General features: G+C 53.9%; 13 protein-coding genes and 3 tRNA genes. 4 read left to right on the plus strand and 12 right to left on the minus strand.

The window, feature by feature from the left end; translation table 11 throughout:
• From tuf to rtcR, 12 genes are all read right to left on the minus strand, one after another.
• Nucleotides 1-1,185, minus strand: coding sequence for an elongation factor Tu (gene tuf, locus BM261_RS10235; RefSeq protein ID WP_074897945.1), 1,185 nt, complete (start codon nt 1,183-1,185; stop codon nt 1-3).
• A gap of 40 nt (nt 1,186-1,225) precedes the next feature.
• Nucleotides 1,226-1,300, minus strand: a tRNA-Thr gene (locus tag BM261_RS10240).
• Nucleotides 1,301-1,309: 9 nt separating this feature from the next.
• Nucleotides 1,310-1,383, minus strand: a tRNA-Gly gene (locus BM261_RS10245).
• Between the two features lie 36 nt (nt 1,384-1,419).
• Nucleotides 1,420-1,503: transfer RNA gene (locus BM261_RS10250), tRNA-Tyr, on the minus strand.
• A gap of 94 nt (nt 1,504-1,597) precedes the next feature.
• Nucleotides 1,598-1,849: a YfhL family 4Fe-4S dicluster ferredoxin gene (locus BM261_RS10255; protein ID WP_049249225.1), complete on the minus strand. Its 252-nt coding sequence runs from the start codon at nt 1,847-1,849 to the stop codon at nt 1,598-1,600.
• A 109-nt stretch (nt 1,850-1,958) separates the two neighbouring features.
• Nucleotides 1,959-2,528, minus strand: coding sequence for a 16S rRNA (guanine(966)-N(2))-methyltransferase RsmD (gene rsmD / locus BM261_RS10260; RefSeq protein ID WP_074897947.1), 570 nt, complete (start codon nt 2,526-2,528; stop codon nt 1,959-1,961).
• A gap of 138 nt (nt 2,529-2,666) precedes the next feature.
• Complete coding sequence (gene topA, locus BM261_RS10265; protein ID WP_074897950.1) at nt 2,667-4,973, minus strand: type I DNA topoisomerase; 2,307 nt, start codon at nt 4,971-4,973, stop codon at nt 2,667-2,669.
• A 133-nt stretch (nt 4,974-5,106) separates the two neighbouring features.
• Nucleotides 5,107-5,562 carry a DUF494 domain-containing protein gene (locus tag BM261_RS10270; protein ID WP_074897952.1) on the minus strand — a complete coding sequence of 152 codons (456 nt, stop codon included), beginning with the start codon at nt 5,560-5,562 and terminating at the stop codon, nt 5,107-5,109.
• Between the two features lie 39 nt (nt 5,563-5,601).
• On the minus strand, nt 5,602-6,819 hold the full coding sequence (dprA, locus tag BM261_RS10275) for a DNA-processing protein DprA (protein WP_074898034.1): 1,218 nt from the start codon (nt 6,817-6,819) through the stop codon (nt 5,602-5,604).
• A 122-nt stretch (nt 6,820-6,941) separates the two neighbouring features.
• Nucleotides 6,942-8,792 (minus strand): ABC transporter ATP-binding protein, encoded by a 1,851-nt coding sequence (locus tag BM261_RS10280; protein ID WP_074897954.1) that lies wholly within the window; start codon nt 8,790-8,792, stop codon nt 6,942-6,944.
• 353 nt (nt 8,793-9,145) lie between these two features.
• Nucleotides 9,146-10,657, minus strand: a complete 1,512-nt coding sequence (gene lysS / locus BM261_RS10290) for a lysine--tRNA ligase (RefSeq protein ID WP_074897958.1) — start codon at nt 10,655-10,657, stop codon at nt 9,146-9,148.
• A 157-nt stretch (nt 10,658-10,814) separates the two neighbouring features.
• Nucleotides 10,815-12,440: an RNA repair transcriptional activator RtcR gene (rtcR, locus tag BM261_RS10295; protein ID WP_074897961.1), complete on the minus strand. Its 1,626-nt coding sequence runs from the start codon at nt 12,438-12,440 to the stop codon at nt 10,815-10,817.
• Nucleotides 12,441-13,020: 580 nt separating this feature from the next.
• Here rtcR and BM261_RS10300 point away from each other — a divergent pair.
• From BM261_RS10300 to BM261_RS10310, 4 genes are all read left to right on the plus strand, one after another.
• The gene (locus BM261_RS10300; RefSeq protein ID WP_074897964.1) at nt 13,021-13,395 is read left to right on the plus strand and encodes a hypothetical protein; all 375 of its coding nucleotides are present in this window, start codon (nt 13,021-13,023) and stop codon (nt 13,393-13,395) included.
• A gap of 574 nt (nt 13,396-13,969) precedes the next feature.
• Nucleotides 13,970-15,541, plus strand: a complete 1,572-nt coding sequence (locus BM261_RS10305; protein WP_074897966.1) for a TROVE domain-containing protein — start codon at nt 13,970-13,972, stop codon at nt 15,539-15,541.
• 124 nt (nt 15,542-15,665) lie between these two features.
• Nucleotides 15,666-15,824, plus strand: a complete 159-nt coding sequence (locus tag BM261_RS12705) for a hypothetical protein (RefSeq protein WP_172459040.1) — start codon at nt 15,666-15,668, stop codon at nt 15,822-15,824.
• Between the two features lie 25 nt (nt 15,825-15,849).
• Nucleotides 15,850-17,328 (plus strand): RNA ligase, encoded by a 1,479-nt coding sequence (locus BM261_RS10310; RefSeq protein ID WP_074897968.1) that lies wholly within the window; start codon nt 15,850-15,852, stop codon nt 17,326-17,328.
• The last annotated feature ends 58 nt before the right edge of the window (nt 17,329-17,386 follow it).

Below are 17,386 nucleotides of genomic sequence, written 5' to 3' on the forward strand. Positions count from 1 at the left end.
TTAAGCGATGATAGAAGAAACCACGCCCGCACCTACGGTACGACCGCCTTCGCGAATCGCAAAGCGCAGACCTTCTTCCATAGCGATAGGTGCAATCAGTTCTACAGTGATGGCCACGTTCTCACCAGGCATAACCATTTCTACACCTTCTTCCAAAGTAACCGCACCGGTTACGTCGGTAGTACGGAAGTAGAATTGTGGACGGTAGTTAGCGAAGAACGGAGTATGACGACCACCCTCTTCTTTGCTCAATACGTAAACTTCTGCTTTGAATTTGGTGTGAGGAGTGATGGTACCCGGTTTAGCCAATACTTGACCGCGTTCCACTTCTTCACGTTTGGTACCGCGCAGCAATACGCCTACGTTGTCACCTGCTTGACCTTCGTCCAGCAGTTTGCGGAACATTTCAACACCGGTACAAGTGGTTTTTTGGGTTTCTTTCAGACCTACGATTTCGATCTCGTCACCGACGTGGATGATACCGCGCTCTACACGACCGGTTACTACTGTACCACGGCCGGAGATAGAGAATACGTCTTCGATAGGCAACAGGAACGGTTTGTCCACGGCACGCTCAGGTGTCGGGATGTAGCTGTCCAATGCAGCAGCCAGTTCGAAGATTTTTTCTTCGTAAGCTGCGTCGCCTTCCAAGGCTTTCAGTGCGGAACCTTGTACGATCGGGCAGTCGTCGCCTGGGAAGTCGTAGCTTGACAGCAAGTCACGGATTTCCATTTCAACCAGTTCCAACAGCTCGGCATCGTCAACCATGTCGCATTTGTTCATGAACACGATGATGTAAGGTACGCCTACTTGGCGGGCCAACAGGATGTGTTCGCGGGTTTGCGGCATAGGACCGTCAGCAGCGGAACATACCAGGATTGCGCCGTCCATTTGTGCGGCACCGGTAATCATGTTTTTAACGTAGTCGGCGTGGCCCGGGCAGTCTACGTGTGCGTAGTGGCGGTTTTCGGTTTCGTATTCTACGTGTGAGGTATTAATGGTAATACCGCGAGCTTTTTCTTCGGGAGCGTTGTCGATTTGGTCGTAAGCTTTTGCAGCACCACCGAATTTTTTAGCCAAAATAGTAGTCAAAGCAGCTGTCAGAGTGGTTTTACCATGGTCAACGTGACCGATGGTGCCAACGTTTACGTGCGGTTTGCTACGTTCAAATTTTTCCTTTGCCATGGCAAATTTCCTATCTCAAATTACTAAATAAACGGGTATTTGGTGCCCATGGGCAGATTTGAACTGCCGGCCTCTCCCTTACCAAGGGAGTGCTCTACCCCTGAGCTACATGGGCCAAGATTATTGGAGCGGGTGAAGGGAATCGAACCCTCACCGTAAGCTTGGAAGGCTTCTGCTCTACCATTGAGCTACACCCGCAGACTTACTGCATCAATGCTCCAACATATTGGAATTTGGTGGTGGGAGAAGGATTCGAACCTTCGAAGCTTTCGCAACAGATTTACAGTCTGCCCCCTTTGACCGCTCGGGAATCCCACCAAAGAGATTGAACATCTTACTTAAACCTCAAAACCTTGTCAAACAAAATACGGTTAAAAAGATAAATTTTAACACAACCAATTGTTTTATAATTTTATTTTTCTTCTACGATGCGGATGTATTTTGCATACAACTCATCATGTGTTTCAGGATGTTCTTCATCAATCAATATGCAATCGACAGGGCATACCTGTTGGCATTGCGGCTCATCATAATGCCCAACGCATTGTGTGCACAAATTGGGGTTGATTTCGTAGATTTCCTCACCTTGGGAAATTGCGTCGTTTGGACATTCCGGTTCACAGACATCACAATTGATGCAGTCGTCCGTAATAAAGAGGGCCATAATTCAAAGTCCTTCTCAGATGCGGTATGGTTAAAATTATCGGGCGCGGATTATAGCACAACTTCTCTAGACGATTGTTTTCTTTATATTTATGAATAGTTATCATTTTTTAAACGCTTACCTTCCGAAGCAATACGAAACGGCTTAAGCCGGACCGTCCATCCCGGTAGTGTTCCAGCCAATCCGGATATTCGGGCAAAGAGCCTGCTTCGATATAGACAAATGCGTTTTCTTTGAGGCATTCCCTCAGCTGAGGGAATAAATCCTGCCACTGCGTCCAGTTGAACGGAGGATCAAGAAACACGACATCAAAAAGTTTATTCGTCGCCTGTAAAAAAACGGCAGCTGATTGCTGATGCAACGTTATTTTTTCTTGCCATCCAAATTGGTGGATATGTTTTTGCAAATTCTGAAACGTATTTCTATTTATTTCCACCATAGCTACTTCGGCAGCATTGCGTGAAGCAGCCTCAAAACCTAACGCACCGCTGCCGGCAAACAAATCCAATACTTTTAGCCCGGTTAAGTCCTGCCCCATCCAATTAAACAGCCGTTCACGAACGCTATCGGGAGTCGGACGCAATCCGTCGGCTGAAGAGAAAGTCAGCCTGCGACCTCTGCATTGCCCGCCGATGATACGTACTTGATTATTATGTTTATCGTGTTTATTGCTTGCCATTTTCACATATGAAGGCCGTCTGAAAGTTTTTCAGACGGCATTTGTTATTGATTCGGAAATAATTATACCTGCAAAGGCCGTCTGAAAATCAGAATATGGATTTTCAGACGGCCTTTTCTCTTTTAAACCAATCTAATCTTACTCTTTCGGTGCAGGCGGTTCAATCTGCTCTTTCCAGCCGCATTCTTTTTGCGGGCAGACTTTTTCCACGCCCCAGCGTTTGGTGGTTTTGATGGTCAAAACCGGCCAATGGCAGTTCGGACATTCTTCGGCGACGGGCGGGTTCCAAGTGGCATAGTTGCAGTCGGGATAGGTGCTGCAACTGTAAAACAGTTTGCCGTAGCGGGATTTTCGCTCGACGAGGTTGCCTTTTTTGCATTGCGGGCATTGGACGCCGGTGTCTTTAGGTTTTTCTAACGGCTCGACGTGTTTGCATTTGGGGTAGTTGGCGCAGCCGATGAATTTGCTGCCGGTGCGGCTGTATTTGTACACCAGCCGTCCGCCGCATTTAGGGCATTCGCGTCCGTCGAGTTCGGCTTGCTCGGCTTCGGCTTTGGCAATGCGCTCGGCGGCCTCTTCGGCGGTTTCGTTGACGTTGCGGGTGTAGCTGCACTCGGGATAGCCGGCGCAGGCAACGAAGCGGCCCATTTTGCCGAACTTGATTTGCAGTTTGTGTTCGCCGCATTTGGGGCAGGTTTCGTCGAGTTCCTGCGTGGTGAATTTGGCGCGTTCGATGCCTTCTTTTTCTTCCACTTGCTTGATGAACGGTTTCCAGAATTTGTCCATCACAGGAATCCAGCGGCGTTTGCCGTCGGCGATTTCGTCGAGCTGGTCTTCGAGTTTGGCGGTGAAGTGGTAATCGACGTATTGGGCGAAATGTTCGGTCAGGAATTTGTTGACGATGTCGCCTGTGTCGGTGGGCATGAAGCGTTTTTGCTCAAGGGTAACGTATTCGCGGTCTTTGAGCGTGGAGATGATGCTGGCGTAGGTCGATGGGCGACCGATGCCGTATTCTTCGAGGGCTTTAACCAGCGTGGCTTCGTTGTAGCGCGGCGGCGGGGTGGTGAAGTGTTGTTCGCCGTAGAGTTTGTCCACGGGCAATTTGTCGCCTTCGCTCATTTCGGGCAGTTTTTTGCTGTCTTCGCCTTCTTCATCGTCGCTGCTTTCTTCGTAAACGCTGAGGAAGCCTGCGAAGGTTTGCACTTGTCCGGTTACGCGGAATACGCCTTTGCCGACGGTAATATCAACGGTGGTTTGGTCGAATTTGGCGGGCGTCATCTGACAGGCAACGGTGCGCTGCCAAATCATTTGATAGAGTTTGAACTGGTCTGCGCTCAGGAAAGGTTTGACGCTTTCGGGCGTGCGGTACACGGAAGTCGGACGGATGGCTTCGTGCGCTTCTTGGGCGTTTTTGGATTTGGTTTTGTATTGTTTGGCGGCACTCGGCAGATATTCTTTGCCGATTTTGTTTTCGATGTAATGGCGGATTTCGGTTAACGCTTCATCGGCCAAATTCACGCTGTCGGTACGCATATAGGTAATCAGACCGATGGCGCCCTGCCCTACGTCTATACCTTCGTAAAGCTGCTGGGCGGTACGCATGGTGCGGTCGGTGGTGAAGCCGAGTTTGCGCACGGCATCCTGCTGCATGGTGGATGTGGTGAACGGCGCGGCAGGATTGCGGCTGCGCTTTTTCTTTTCGATGGCGGTAACGACTGCCTCTTTGCCTTCAAGTTCTTTCAGCACGTCGGCTTGCGCGGCTTCGTTCGGCAGGTCGAATTGTTCGAGTTTCGCGCCGTTGTATTGGGCGAGTTTGGCGGTGAACTTGCTGCGGCCTTTGTGGCTGTCGAGATGCACCGTCCAATATTCCTGCGCTTCAAAGGCGCGGATTTCGTTTTCGCGTTCGCAAATCAGGCGCAGTGCTGGGCTTTGCACACGACCCGCACTCAAACCGCGGCGGATTTTTTTCCACAACAACGGCGAGAGGTTGAAACCGACCAGATAGTCCAAAGCGCGGCGGGCTTGTTGCGCATCCACCAAATCCATTTCGATTTCGCGCGGGTTGGCGACGGCGTCGAGCACGGCGTTTTTGGTGATTTCGTGGAACACGACACGCTGCGGCTTGATGTTTTTCAGGCCGCGTTTGGTTTTGAGGATTTCATAAAGATGCCATGAGATGGCTTCGCCTTCCCTATCCGGGTCGGTTGCGAGGTAGATGTTTTCGGCTTCTTTGGCTCCGGCGACAATCGCATCGACGTGTTTGGCGTTGCGTTTGATCAGCTCGTATTTCATGGCGAAGTCGTGTTCGGGATCGACGGCACCGTTTTTGGGGATAAGGTCGCGGACGTGGCCGTAGGAGGCCAGAATTTCGAAATCGCCGCCAAGGTATTTTTTCAGGGTTTTGGCTTTGGACGGTGATTCGACGATTAAGAGGTTTTTCGCCATTGTCTGTTCTCTTTTAATGTATTGGATTTTATATTTCAGACGGCCTCTGCCGTATCGGGAGGCCGTCTGAAAGTTATGAAATGTGTTTGGATTTTGTGTTGCGCCGTAGCGCGGCGGCCGTTTTCAGACGGCCTCAATGCATGGTGGCTTCGCCGTGCAGCGCGGCCATCAGGTCGTCGCCCACCAATACGGGCAGTTCGGATTTCTGCGCCCACAACACCAGCAAGCTCATCACTTTGGCCATATCGACGGTAATGTCTTCGGCGGGCATGAACATCAGGGCGTTGATGACGAACTCGCGTTGTCCGGCATCCAGCGCGCCGGCCTGTTCGAGGTAGTGCAGCAGGCCGCGCACTTCCATCGGCAGCCTGTCGCTTTCCTCCGCCCAATAAACGCGCATGGCGGTGCCGCTTTGTTCGGCAACTTCCCATTGCGATGCTTCGTTCAATACGTCGATCAGCATCAGCAGTTTGTGTATGTCGGCCTCGTCGAAGCCCACTTCTTCCAAAACGTGCCCCAAATCGCCGCCCGAAGGGCAGGAGTCGAAGTCTTGGAAGTGTTCGATTAAGAAGGCTATCAATTCCACCATTTTTTATTCCTTGTCCGGCCGCGTTTTCAGACGGCCTGTTTATCCGATGCGTTGGTAACGCCCGCCCGGCATGGCGGCAACGAGTCCGCCCAGTTCCAATTCCAACAGGGCGGCGTAAATGTCGGCCGCGTTTTTGTCCAGCTGTTCGGCCAAAGTGTCGGGATGTATGGGGCCGTAGCCCATTTTCTCAAGAAGGGCGGCGGCATCGTTTGAGGCCGTCGCTGGGGAAGGTGGGCTTTCAGACGGCCTGTATTCTTTGTTTTCAACGACTTCTTCCCGCCTGCCGTCCGTTTCTGCCGCAGGGCTGACGGAAATTTTCCGCCGTACGGGCGTTTCCTTATATATAGAATATGATGAAGCGGCACTTTCTGGCAACAGTTGCGGGCATTCCTGCAGGATGTCTTCCAGCGATTCGGTCAGTTTCGCGCCTTCTTTAATCAACTTGTGGCAGCCTTTGCTGTGCGGGTTGTCTATCGAGCCGGGAACGGCCAGCACCTCGCGCCCCATTTCGCCCGCCAGCCGCGCGGTAATCAGCGAACCAGATTCCAAGGCGGCTTCAACGACCAATACGGCCTGCGAGAGTGCGGCTATCAGGCGGTTGCGGCGCGGGAAGTTGCCCGCCAGCGGGCGGGTTCCGAGCGGGAATTCGGATACGATCGCGCCTTTTTCGCCGAGTTCGTAGGCCAGTTCGCGGTTGGACGACGGGTAGATGCGGTCTATACCCGTCCCCCAAAAGGCCACGGTGCCGCCGCCGGCCGCCAATGCGCCGCGATGGGCGGCCGCATCAATGCCGGCGGCCATGCCCGAAACGACGGGAATCCCGAGCTCGGACAGGCTGCGGCCGAAATCATGGGCGATACGCAGTGCCTGCGGGGTGGCGTGGCGGCTGCCGACTATGGCCACGGACGGGCGGTGCAGCAGTCCGATGTTGCCGCGGACGAACAGCATCGGCGGCGGGGTGATGCCTTCGGACAGCATGGTGGGAAAGTCTTCGTCGCACAACAGCAGCAGGCGGCAGTTTTCCTGTTCCGACCATTTTTCGGCGGCTTCGGCGGCCTGTTCGGCTTCTCCGCGCCGGTTTGCCCATGCTTCCTGCGCGGCTTTGCGCACCAGTACCTGCCGTACGGCTTCGGCATCTGCCTGCCACGCGGCGGTGGCCGTGCCGAAATGGCGGATAAACTGCAGGAAGGTTTCCGCGCCGATGTGTGGCATCAGTGCCAGCCGCAGCCAGTAATGGCGTTCTTGTCCGTCTGTCATGCTGTTTTTCCATTCGCGTAATGTGGGCGCGGTTATGGCATATTTTGCCGCCGTTGGCAACGGGAAAGGCCGTCTGAAAAACGGCTTTTGCCCTTTTCAGACGGCCTCCTTTACCTGTTTGCTCAGGCTTCGCCTTCGTGTTCGCTCAAAAAGCCGCCGCTTTGGCGCGACCACAGTTTGGCATACAGTCCGTTTTGCGCAAGAAGTTCGGCATGGGTGCCTTGTTCGACGATGTGGCCTTTGTCCAAAACGATGAGTCTGTCCATGGCGGCGATGGTGGACAGGCGGTGGGCGATGGCAATCACGGTTTTGCCGTCCATCATTTTATCAAGGCTTTCCTGAATCGCGGCTTCCACTTCGGAATCCAGCGCGCTGGTGGCTTCGTCGAGCAACAGAATCGGCGCGTCTTTCAGCATGACGCGGGCGATGGCGATGCGCTGGCGTTGGCCGCCGGAGAGTTTCACGCCGCGTTCGCCGACGTGCGCGTCGTAGCCGCGCCGCCCTTTGGCATCGGAAAGGTTGGGGATGAAGTCGGCGGCTTCGGCGCGTTCGGCGGCCTGCATCATTTCTTCGTCCGTCGCGTTCGGGCGGCCGTAAACGATGTTGTCGCGCACGGAGCGGTGCAGCAGGCTGGTATCCTGCGTCACCAATCCGATTTGGGCGCGCAGGCTTTCTTGGGTAACGTCGCCGACGTTTTGGCCGTCGATGGAAATGGTGCCGTTTTGCGGTTCGTAAAAGCGCAGGAGCAGATTGACGATGGTGGACTTGCCCGCGCCGCTGCGGCCGATTAAGCCGACTTTTTCGCCCGGGCGGATGGTCAGGTTGAAATCCTGCAGCAGCGGTTTGCCCGCTTCGTAGGAAAAATCCACTTTGTCGAATTTGATTTCGCCGCGTACCACTTTCAGCGGCGGCGCGTTCGGTTTGTCCAAGATGGTTTGTGGTTTGGACAGGGTGGCCATGCCGTCGCTGACAGTGCCGATGTTTTCAAACAACCGTGCCGATTCCCACATGATGTATTGCGACAGGCCGTTCACGCGCAACGCCATGGCCGTGGCGGTAGCCACCGCGCCCACGCCGACCTGCCCCTGATGCCACAGCCAGATGCCCAGCGCGGCGGTGCTCAGCGTGAGCGACGTGTTCACCAGAAAACTGCAGGTGTGCAGCATGGTGGCCAGACGCATCTGGGCATGAACGGTTACCATGAATTCTTCCATCGACTGCTTGGCATAAGCCGCTTCGCGCGCGCCGTGGGAAAAAAGTTTAACGGTGGTGATGTTGGAATAGGCATCGGTGATGCGGCCGGTCATCAGCGAGCGGGCATCGGCCTGCGCGGCGGCGGTTCTGCCCAATTTGGGAATCAGGAAACGCATCACCAAGGCAAAGCCGATTATCCAGCCGATAAACGGCAGCAGCAGCCAGCTGTCGAGCGTCGCCAGTATCACGCCCGACGTGATGAAGTACACCAGCACATAAGTTACCATGTCGGCCAGGGTCATCACCACGTCGCGCAGCGAGAGCGCGGTCTGCATCACTTTGGCCGATACGCGTCCGGCAAATTCGTCCTGATAAAAACCCAGCGACTGCCCCAGCATCAGGCGGTGGAAATTCCAGCGCAGGCGCATGGGGAACACGCCTTGCAGGGTTTGCAGGCGCACGTTGGACGCGATGAATATCCAGCAGATGGAGAACAGCATCATCAAGGCCATGCCCGCCAATGCCCAACCTTTTTCGGCAAACAGCGTTTCGGGCGTGTATCTGCCCAGCCAGTCCACCACCTTGCCCATAAACTGAAACAGCAGGGCTTCCATGATGCCGATGCCCGCCGTCATCACCGCCAGCACGGCAATCCATTTGCGCACGCCGTCCATGCCCGACCAAACAAACGGCAGCAACCCTTTTTTCGGCGACAGCGGCACGGCCTCGGGATACGCTTCGACCCGGCTTTCAAACCAGTTGAAAATCTTGTTAATCATTTTATTGTGCTTCGATAAGTTTTCAGACGGCCGATAGCAAGACAAAGGCCGTCTGAAAGCATTTGTTGGAAAAGGCGGATTTTACGGGAAAAGGCACGGCGGAAAAAGCGCGGTATGGGAAAAGCGGTGTTTACGATCGGGAAAAGCCGTCCGAACAGTTTTCAGACGGCCTGCCGCAGCAAGGGCCGCTTAAGCAGCCCTATCCGTCCTGCTTTACCGCTCAACCCCCGTCAAACGGATACGCCGGTTTCGGTTTGGTGATAGGCAACGAAAATCAGCCGTAAAGAACAAAAAGGCCGTCTGAAAACGGAGAACCCTGTTTTCAGACGGCCTTTCCATCATTCAACCCTACCTTATTCGGGACGCATTTGCGGGAACAAAATCACGTCGCGAATGGTTTGCGAATCAGTCAGCAGCATCACCAGACGGTCGATACCGATGCCGCAACCGCCTGTCGGCGGCAGGCCGAATTCCATCGCGCGGATGTAGTCGGCGTCGTAGTGCATGGCTTCGTCGTCGCCCGCATCTTTTTGCGCCACTTGCGATTTGAAGCGTTCGGCTTGGTCTTCGGGGTCGTTCAACTCGGAATAGCCGTTTGCCAGCTCGCGACCGACAACGAACAATTCGAAACGTTCGGTCAGACCTTGTTTCGTATCCGAAGCGCGTGCCAACGGGGAAACTTCGACCGGGTAATCGACGATGAAGGTCGGGTTCCACAATTTGCTCTCAGCGCAACCTTCAAACAGGGCGAGTTGCAGGCTGCCGATGCCGGGGGACGGCGGCAGGCTTTCGCCGTGTTTGACGATTTCTTTTTTCAGCCACTCCGCATCATTCAACTGCTCGTCGGTGTAGTGCGGATTGTATTTTTTGATGGCTTCGAGAATGGTCAGGCGTTCAAACGGGCTTTCCAAATCGACTTCTTTACCGTTGTAGCTGATTTTCGCCGTGCCGTTTACCGTGCGCGATGCGTTGCGGATGATGTCTTCCGCCATCTGCATCATGCGTTCGTAGTCGGAGAAGGCTTCGTAGAATTCGATCATGGTGAATTCGGGGTTGTGGCGAACGGACATGCCTTCGTTGCGGAAGCTGCGGTTGATTTCAAACACGCGCTCCAAACCGCCGACCACCAGGCGTTTCAGATACAGCTCGGGGGCGATGCGCAGATACAGCGGGATGTCCAAAGCGTTGTGGTGGGTAACGAAAGGCTTCGCCGTCGCGCCGCCCGGAATCGGGTGCATCATCGGGGTTTCGACTTCGAGATAATGCTCGTTCACCATGAAATTGCGCACAGATTGGATGATTTGGCTGCGTTTGATAAACGTATTACGCGATTCTTCGTTGGCAATCAAATCGACGTAGCGTTGACGGTATTTGGTTTCCTGATCGCTCAAGCCTTTGTGTTTGTCGGGCAGCGGGCGCAGGGATTTGGACAGCAGGCGGATGTCGGACACGCGCACGGTCAATTCGCCGTGGTTGGTTTTGAACAAAGTGCCTTCCGCGCCGACGATGTCGCCCAAGTCCCAATGGTTGAAATCGTCCAAAACCTCCTGACTCACGCCTTTGTTGTTCAGATAAAGCTGGATTTGACCGGTCACGTCTTGAATGGTGGCAAAGCTCGCCTTGCCCATTTGACGCTTGAGCATCATGCGGCCGGCAATTTTGACGGGGACGGCTTGCGGGTCGAGTTCTTCTTTGCCGATTTCGCCGTATTGGGCGTGCAAATCAGCGGCAAAGCTGTCGCGTTTGAAGTCGTTGGGATAGGCAATGCGCTGTTGGCGGATGTTGTGCAGTTTTTCACGGCGCAGGGCGATGATTTGGTTTTCGTCCAACTGCGGCTCGGTTTGGTGAGTGTTTTGTTCGCTCATTTGGTTTACCTGATAAAAAACAGGCAGTTGAATCTGCCCGATAGGAATGGTGCAAACGGCGGATTCTACGCTGTTTCGGCTGTTTGTGAAAGCAAAGGCCGTCTGAAAAGGCAGGATATGCTTTCAGACGGCCTTTTGCGGTGCGGCAGTCGGGTTTTCAGCGTATATCCGCCCAAGTCAGCCCGAAGCGTTGCAGGTATTTGCGCAGGCGGTCGCTGTCGTTGGCGGTGGCGCGTTCCAGCCGCGATACGTTAAACAGGGCGCGGCCGGCGGCGGCCATGTTGGGGTGGCGGCGGCATTCGGCGATGACGTGTTGCAGTTGGACGCGGTCGAACAGGTCGAGGGTTCCGGCATCGATTTTGGCGGGCAGGCCGTCTGAAAGCCGGTTTGCAAAAGGATTTTCCGCATCGTCCGCATCCGTTTCGTCCGCCCACAGCCATTTCAGACGGCCTATTTCGGCTTCAACCAATTCTGTCTGTATCCTGCCCTGCGGGGCAAGTGTGGCCAGGCGCATGATGCTGGCGGCAAGGTCGCGGAAATTGCCGCGCCATCGGGCTTCGCTTGAATGGGCGAAGGCAAGGTAGGCGGACAGTGCTTCTTTATTGAAACGGGTGGCACGGCCGAGTTCCTGCGAGGCGAGCGCGAGCTGGTGTTCGATGTTCGGCTCGATGTCTTCGCGGCGGTCGGCGAGCGCGGGCAGCGGGTAGTTCCAAATATTGATGCGGGCGAACAGGTCTTCGCGGAAGCGTCCGGCGCGGATTTCCCGCCGCAAATCGCGGTTGGTACCGGCAATCAGCTGGAAACTGCTTTGCACTTCCTTGTCGCTGCCGACGGGATAAAAATGTTTTTCTTCAATGGCTTTGAGCAACATGGCCTGCTCGTCCAAGCCCAATTCTCCGATTTCGTCCAAAAACAGCACGCCGCCGTCGGCGGTTTTCAAATAGCCTTCGCGCTTTTCCGCCGCGCCGGTAAACGCGCCTTTTTTGTGTCCGAACAGGGCGGAAGCCGCGCCGTCGCCGCGCAAGGTGGCGCAGTTCACATCGACAAACTCGCCTTTAATCAGATGGCGCGCCTTTTTCAATTCGAAAATCCTGCGTGCCAACATCGATTTGCCCGCGCCGGTAGGGCCGGAGAGCAGAATCGGCGACGGAGAATGGAGCGCGACTTGTTCAATTTCGGCAATCATGCGGTTGAAGGCGGCGTTTTGGGTGGAGATGCCGCTTTTCAGGTAGCGCACCGCATCATCGCGCACGGCGGCGAGGCGTTCGGCCAGCACATCGTAACGCGCCAAGTCCAAATCGATGATTTCATAACTGCCGACATCGCCTTTTCCCATGTTTCGCCTTTGATTTTTCGGCGGCGCAGTCTGCAACAGCACGCCGGGGATTTGACGCGATTCCACCAATAAAAACAGGCAGATTTGCGCAACGTGCGTACCCGTGGTGATGTGGGTAAGATAGGTTTCCTCTTCCGTATCAAACGCATAGCCTGCTGCCCAATCGTGTAGCTTGGTATAAACCTCGGAAAAATCCCACGGGTTTTCCAGCTCCATAGGCACGAGATTGACGGCGGTGTGCGGCGACACCTGCTGAATATCGGCTTTTACATGATCCGCCAGATCGCGGTATTTCTCCGAATAAAACAGCTCCATGCGGTCAAGATGGAAATCCTGACGCTGATTCATGGCAACGTTCGGCCGCCATTTCTGCCAACGCCCTTGCCCGAAACCGCTATCCAATACCGTGCCGAGAAAGCTGACGGCGACGTTTTTTCTACTATTCATTTTTCTACTTTTCTATATTTTAAGATATTTTTTAGCATTCTACCCCTTCCGCAGCAAAAGGCTACCTGAAAATATCTTCTTTTTATTTTCAATCAATTAAAAATAATTTTTGCCATTTTACTCATGCTTGGCACGGCTATTGCAATATGGTTTTCAGGCACCGGCAAATGCCGGAGGAATTACAGCCTACGAAGCTCGAGGTCGCGGGTTCGAATCCCGCCTCTGCCGCCAACGATGGCAGAGTAGCTCAGAGGATAGAGCGCGTAACAATTTCTCCACCTCTAGTTGCCGAAGTGCCCCCTACGGGCGGATGCCGGCAGGATTACATTGTCTGGAAACAGCGGGTTCGATTCCCGCCGCCGGAAACGGCGAAATCCTGCCAATCTAGCCGCCCACCTTTTTTCGCGGCATGGAAAAACAAATGCCTTCGAAACTACATTGGTCGCAGGTTCGAGTCCTGCCCCGCTCCAAACGGGTAGCTCAGTTGGGTAGAGCGGTGAGGCGTTTCCAAAAAAACTCGTTGTTTGCCATGCCGCCCCTTAATAAATATTTTCAGGTAGCCTGAAACAGGATGTTTGTTATGAACACTTGGCAAATCATCAGCGTCATCGTTTTTTCGACCATGATTTATCTGTCCTTCCAAAACAGCCGCAGCCGTAAACGCGAACAGGCTTGGCGGGAGCGGACTTTTCCCGAAGCGGAATGCCGTTTGATAAAGGAAGGCAGCCGTTACGACATCATGCTTTCAGACGGCCGCGCCTTCGGCCAAGCCGAAATCCTCGGCACGGCACAGGGCAAAGAAGCGGAGTTTCTGTTCGGCTATGGGAACATGCTTGTTTTGAGGCTTTCAGACGGCCGCAAGGCCTATGTGCGGCAGTTCTGCGTCCGCTGCATGATTGAAAGCGAAAGGCCGTCTGAAAGCGCGGCTTCGATGAAGTTAAAACTAAGTTCCTGAAGGAGGCTAGGTTTCTGTGAAGCTAAAACGAAATACAGGCTACCTGAAAACGAAGTGTCCGAAGGAAGCTGAGTTTCTGCGGAGCTAAAACGGAGCTTCCAAAAGAAGCGAAGTCTCTGCGAAGCCAAAACCAATATTTGCAAGTTTTACGGGCGGATGCCGGCAGGATTACATTGGATAAACAATCGTCGTACTAATAATACGAAGCAGGAATCCTGCCACAGCCTAGCCGCCCACCCTTTTCCGGTACGGCAGACAGATGCCGGAGGAATTACATTCCACGTCCGAAGGTCGCGGGTTCGAGTCCCACCCTGCCGCCAACAAACTTCTATGGCAGGATAGCTCAGGGGTAGAGCATCGGAAGAGAATTTCTCCAACACCTAGCTGCCCGCCGTACCCCCTTTTTACGGCAGCAGGCGGATGCCTGAAGGGATTACATTAACCTGTAAAGTTAAAAACCGTATCCCTTCAAATATTAGCCGCCGCGCCACCACCTATTCGAGGCCGTCTGAAAGCGCAGTTTCTGCGGAGCTAAAACAACTCAGGCTACCTGAAACCAACAACACGAAAGGAAATGAAAATGGCTAACACCACCTTGTTCCAATCCATGAAAACCCGTTCAACTGCCGCCGACACCCGTAATGAAGCCGGCGGCATCGCCTATACGCTGACACCCAAGCAACAGCTCGCCCAACTTGCCGCCACTGGCTGCCTGAACAGCACCTACTACGCCGATGCGCAAGACCAGCTTGAGCAAGTATTGGAATTGGCAGAAAACCTGGATGCCGAGTTTATCGCCAAAACCGCCGTGTACGCCCGTCAAAAAGGCTTCATGAAAGACATGCCTGCACTGTTGCTTGCCGTGTTGGCGCAAAAAGACGTGAACATGCTTGCCCGCGTATTCGACCAAGTGGCGGACAACGGTAAAATGTTGCGCAACTTCGCGCAAATCATCCGAAGCGGCGCGGTCGGTAGAAAATCCTTCGGCAACCGTCCGAAAAAACTGATGCAGACCTGGCTTTTGACCGCCACCGAAAAACAACTGTTGAACGCAGCCATCGGCAACGCCCCGTCGCTGGCGGACGTGGTCAAAATGGTGCATCCCAAACCGCGTGAAGCATGGCGTGCCGCCTGGTTTGCGTGGCTCATCGGCAAACCGTATGACCGTGCAGCATTGCCGCCCATCACCCGCGCTTTTGAAGACTACAAACAAAGCCGCCAAGGCGCATTGCCCGACGTTCCGTTCCAAATGCTCACTGCCTTGGAATTGAACAGCGGCGACTGGGCGCAAATCGCCCGCAACGGCTCATGGCAGCAGGTTCGCCAAAACCTGAACACCTTTCTGCGCCACGATATGTTTGCGAAAAGCAAAAACATCAAAATGGTGGCAGAAAAACTGCGCGACAAAGCCGCCATTGCCCGCGCCCGCGTTCTGCCTTACCAATTGCTGACCGCGTATCAAGCCGCATCCGAACAGATGCCGTTTGAAATCCGCGAAGCCCTGCAAGATGCGATGGAAACCGCCGTACAAAACGTACCGGCAATCCGAGGCAAAGTCGTGGTTTGCCCCGACGTCTCCGGCTCCATGCACAGCCCGGCCACCGGCTATCGCGGCAGCGCGACCAGCAGAACCCGCTGTATCGACATCGCCGCGCTCGTGTCCGCCGCCATGTTGCGCACCAACCCGCAAGCCCGCGTGATACCGTTTGAACAAATCACAGTAAACGTGCAGCTCAACCCGCGCGACAGCATCATGACCAACGCCCAAAAACTCGCCAATATCGGCGGCGGCGGAACGGCATGCAGCGCACCGCTCGCCATGCTGAACCGCGAAAAAGCCGATGTGGATTTGGTCGTCATCGTGTCTGATAACGAAAGCTGGGCAGACCGCGGACAATGGGGCGGCAAAACCGGCCTGATGAAGGAATGGGACATCCTGAAACAACGCTGCCCCGAAGCCAAACTCGTCTGCCTGGACATCCAGCCCTACACCACCGCACAGGCGCAAAACCGCCGCGACATCTTGAACATCGGGGGCTTCTCCGACCAAGTGTTCACGCTCATCGGCTCGTTCGCCGAGCAAGGTATGGGCGCGGATTTCTGGGTGGAAGAGATTGAGAAAACCGAGCTGGCGGCGGTAAATTAGCCAAGGGGTCGTCTGAAGATAAGGTGGCAACGTTTTCAGACGACCTTACCGATAAAAGATTGAGTGGCAAACATGAATGCTGACGAACTTGCCTTGATTGAAACCTTTCCCGCAGCCTTGCGGCATGAGACAGAAAGACCGTATCCGCAGCTATTGGCATTGTTATCACAGCCGCCGTTATCCCGATTGGCAAAGTTATCCCGTCCGTTTGCTGGCGGAAAAAATCGATAAGGAAATCGCCCGTATTGTTTTCAGACGACCTCCTACGCCAAACGTCGTCTGAAAACCCAAATAAGGAAACCAAAACCATGCAAAAATTCATCTTAATCCGCGGTCATCAAGGTTCGGGAAAATCGACTTTCGCCGAACAAAAAGCCGCCGAATTTAAAGCGAAGTACCGTGATGCGGAAATTGTCCGTATTGAAAACGACTTGTTCATGACCGACGAAAACGGCGTGTACCGCTGGTCAGGCGAGGCGGTGGATAAGGCGCAGAAGCGCGGTAATGCCTTGATGACTGAAACCTTAAAAATCGGACGCCAAAATCCGAACCGCAACATTTTAATCATCCATTCCAACACCAACCAAAAGGCTTCGCGTTGCCGCCATTTGTTGGATTTGGCGAAAAAAAGCGGTTTCGAAACAGAAATCTACCGTATGCACAATTTCTATCCCAACCTGCACGGCGTGAAAGAGCATGACGTGTTGGCGGCGTATATCAAGCTGAACCAAAACCGTGTGGCAAACGAAATCCACGTCGAAGCCATGCAGCCCGCCAACGCGGAACAGTTGGAAAAAATCAAGCAAATGCAGGCTTTCGAGCGGCAACCCTTGTCGTTTGACGAAGCGCAGCAAACCTTCGTCACCGAAAATTATCTGCAACACGGCAGCCGCAACTTTACCGCCAAAGCATCCAAGCGTTATCCAGAATTGCGCGTGTTGAAATACGCACGCAGCGTGTTCTATAACAACCGCTTCGACGATGCACTGCTGGAAATGCGCGGTTTGATTATCGACGCGCACAACCGCATCATCGTGCGCCCGTTTAAAAAAGTGTTCAATTATTCGGAGCGTATTGCCAAAGGCAGCCGTTACCCGATCCGCGTCAGCGACGAGCGATTAGTGGATGCGGTGGTAAAAGTGAACGGCTTCCTCGGCTGCTGCACTTTCGTCTCGCTTTCAGACGACCACCCGTCCCACGGCGCGGCGTTTGACGGCAAAGTGCTGTATTCGACCACCGGTTCGCTTGATAGCGCGTTTGCAGACATGACCGCCGCACACTGCGCGCAATACGAAACCCTGTTCCGCGCTTATCCGAACCACACTTTTTTGTTTGAAATCACAGACGCGAAAGATATCCACATCATCCGCGAAGAATTGGGTGAAACCCTAATCGGCTGCATCGACGTGGCGACAGGTCATCAATTTTCTGAAGCGGAATTGGACGAAATCGGCAAACAATACGGCATCCGCCATCCCGAAACGCTGAAAAACATTACGTTTGGCGAGCTGAAAGGTCGTCTGAAAAACGTGGAACACGAAGGCTTTATGGTATTTGATGCCCAAACCGGCGAAATGCTGTTCAAACTCAAATCGCCGTATTACCTGATTTCCAAGTTTCTGGGACGAAGCAACGAAGGCAACATCGGACGCAAGCTCGACAAACGCCACGTCGATGAAGAGTTTTACCCCTTAATCGACCATATCCACGATCATCGCGAAGCGTTCAACGCCATGCCGGAATTGGATAAGATTGCGTTTATCCAAGCATTCTTGCGGCAACTGTAAGGCCGTCTGAAAAACGCCGAACGCTTGTGATAAGATGACGGCGGCGGATACTTCGTTT

The sequence above is a fragment of the Neisseria elongata subsp. elongata genome, from assembly GCF_900113545.1.
Taxonomy (GTDB): Bacteria; Pseudomonadota; Gammaproteobacteria; order Burkholderiales; family Neisseriaceae; genus Neisseria; species Neisseria elongata.

Coding starts and splice junctions, on each gene's coding strand:
- BM261_RS10255 (WP_049249225.1), bottom strand. CDS start 1,849: ATGGCCCTCTTTATTACGGACGACTGCATCAATTGTGATGTCTGTGAA.
- BM261_RS10280 (WP_074897954.1), bottom strand. CDS start 8,792: ATGATTAACAAGATTTTCAACTGGTTTGAAAGCCGGGTCGAAGCGTAT.
- lysS (WP_074897958.1), bottom strand. CDS start 10,657: ATGAGCGAACAAAACACTCACCAAACCGAGCCGCAGTTGGACGAAAAC.
- dprA (WP_074898034.1), bottom strand. CDS start 6,819: ATGACAGACGGACAAGAACGCCATTACTGGCTGCGGCTGGCACTGATG.
- BM261_RS10300 (WP_074897964.1), top strand. CDS start 13,021: ATGAACACTTGGCAAATCATCAGCGTCATCGTTTTTTCGACCATGATT.
- rsmD (WP_074897947.1), bottom strand. CDS start 2,528: ATGGCAAGCAATAAACACGATAAACATAATAATCAAGTACGTATCATC.
- BM261_RS10270 (WP_074897952.1), bottom strand. CDS start 5,562: ATGGTGGAATTGATAGCCTTCTTAATCGAACACTTCCAAGACTTCGAC.
- BM261_RS12705 (WP_172459040.1), top strand. CDS start 15,666: ATGAGACAGAAAGACCGTATCCGCAGCTATTGGCATTGTTATCACAGC.
- BM261_RS10305 (WP_074897966.1), top strand. CDS start 13,970: ATGAAAATGGCTAACACCACCTTGTTCCAATCCATGAAAACCCGTTCA.
- topA (WP_074897950.1), bottom strand. CDS start 4,973: ATGGCGAAAAACCTCTTAATCGTCGAATCACCGTCCAAAGCCAAAACC.
- rtcR (WP_074897961.1), bottom strand. CDS start 12,440: ATGAATAGTAGAAAAAACGTCGCCGTCAGCTTTCTCGGCACGGTATTG.
- tuf (WP_074897945.1), bottom strand. CDS start 1,185: ATGGCAAAGGAAAAATTTGAACGTAGCAAACCGCACGTAAACGTTGGC.
- BM261_RS10310 (WP_074897968.1), top strand. CDS start 15,850: ATGCAAAAATTCATCTTAATCCGCGGTCATCAAGGTTCGGGAAAATCG.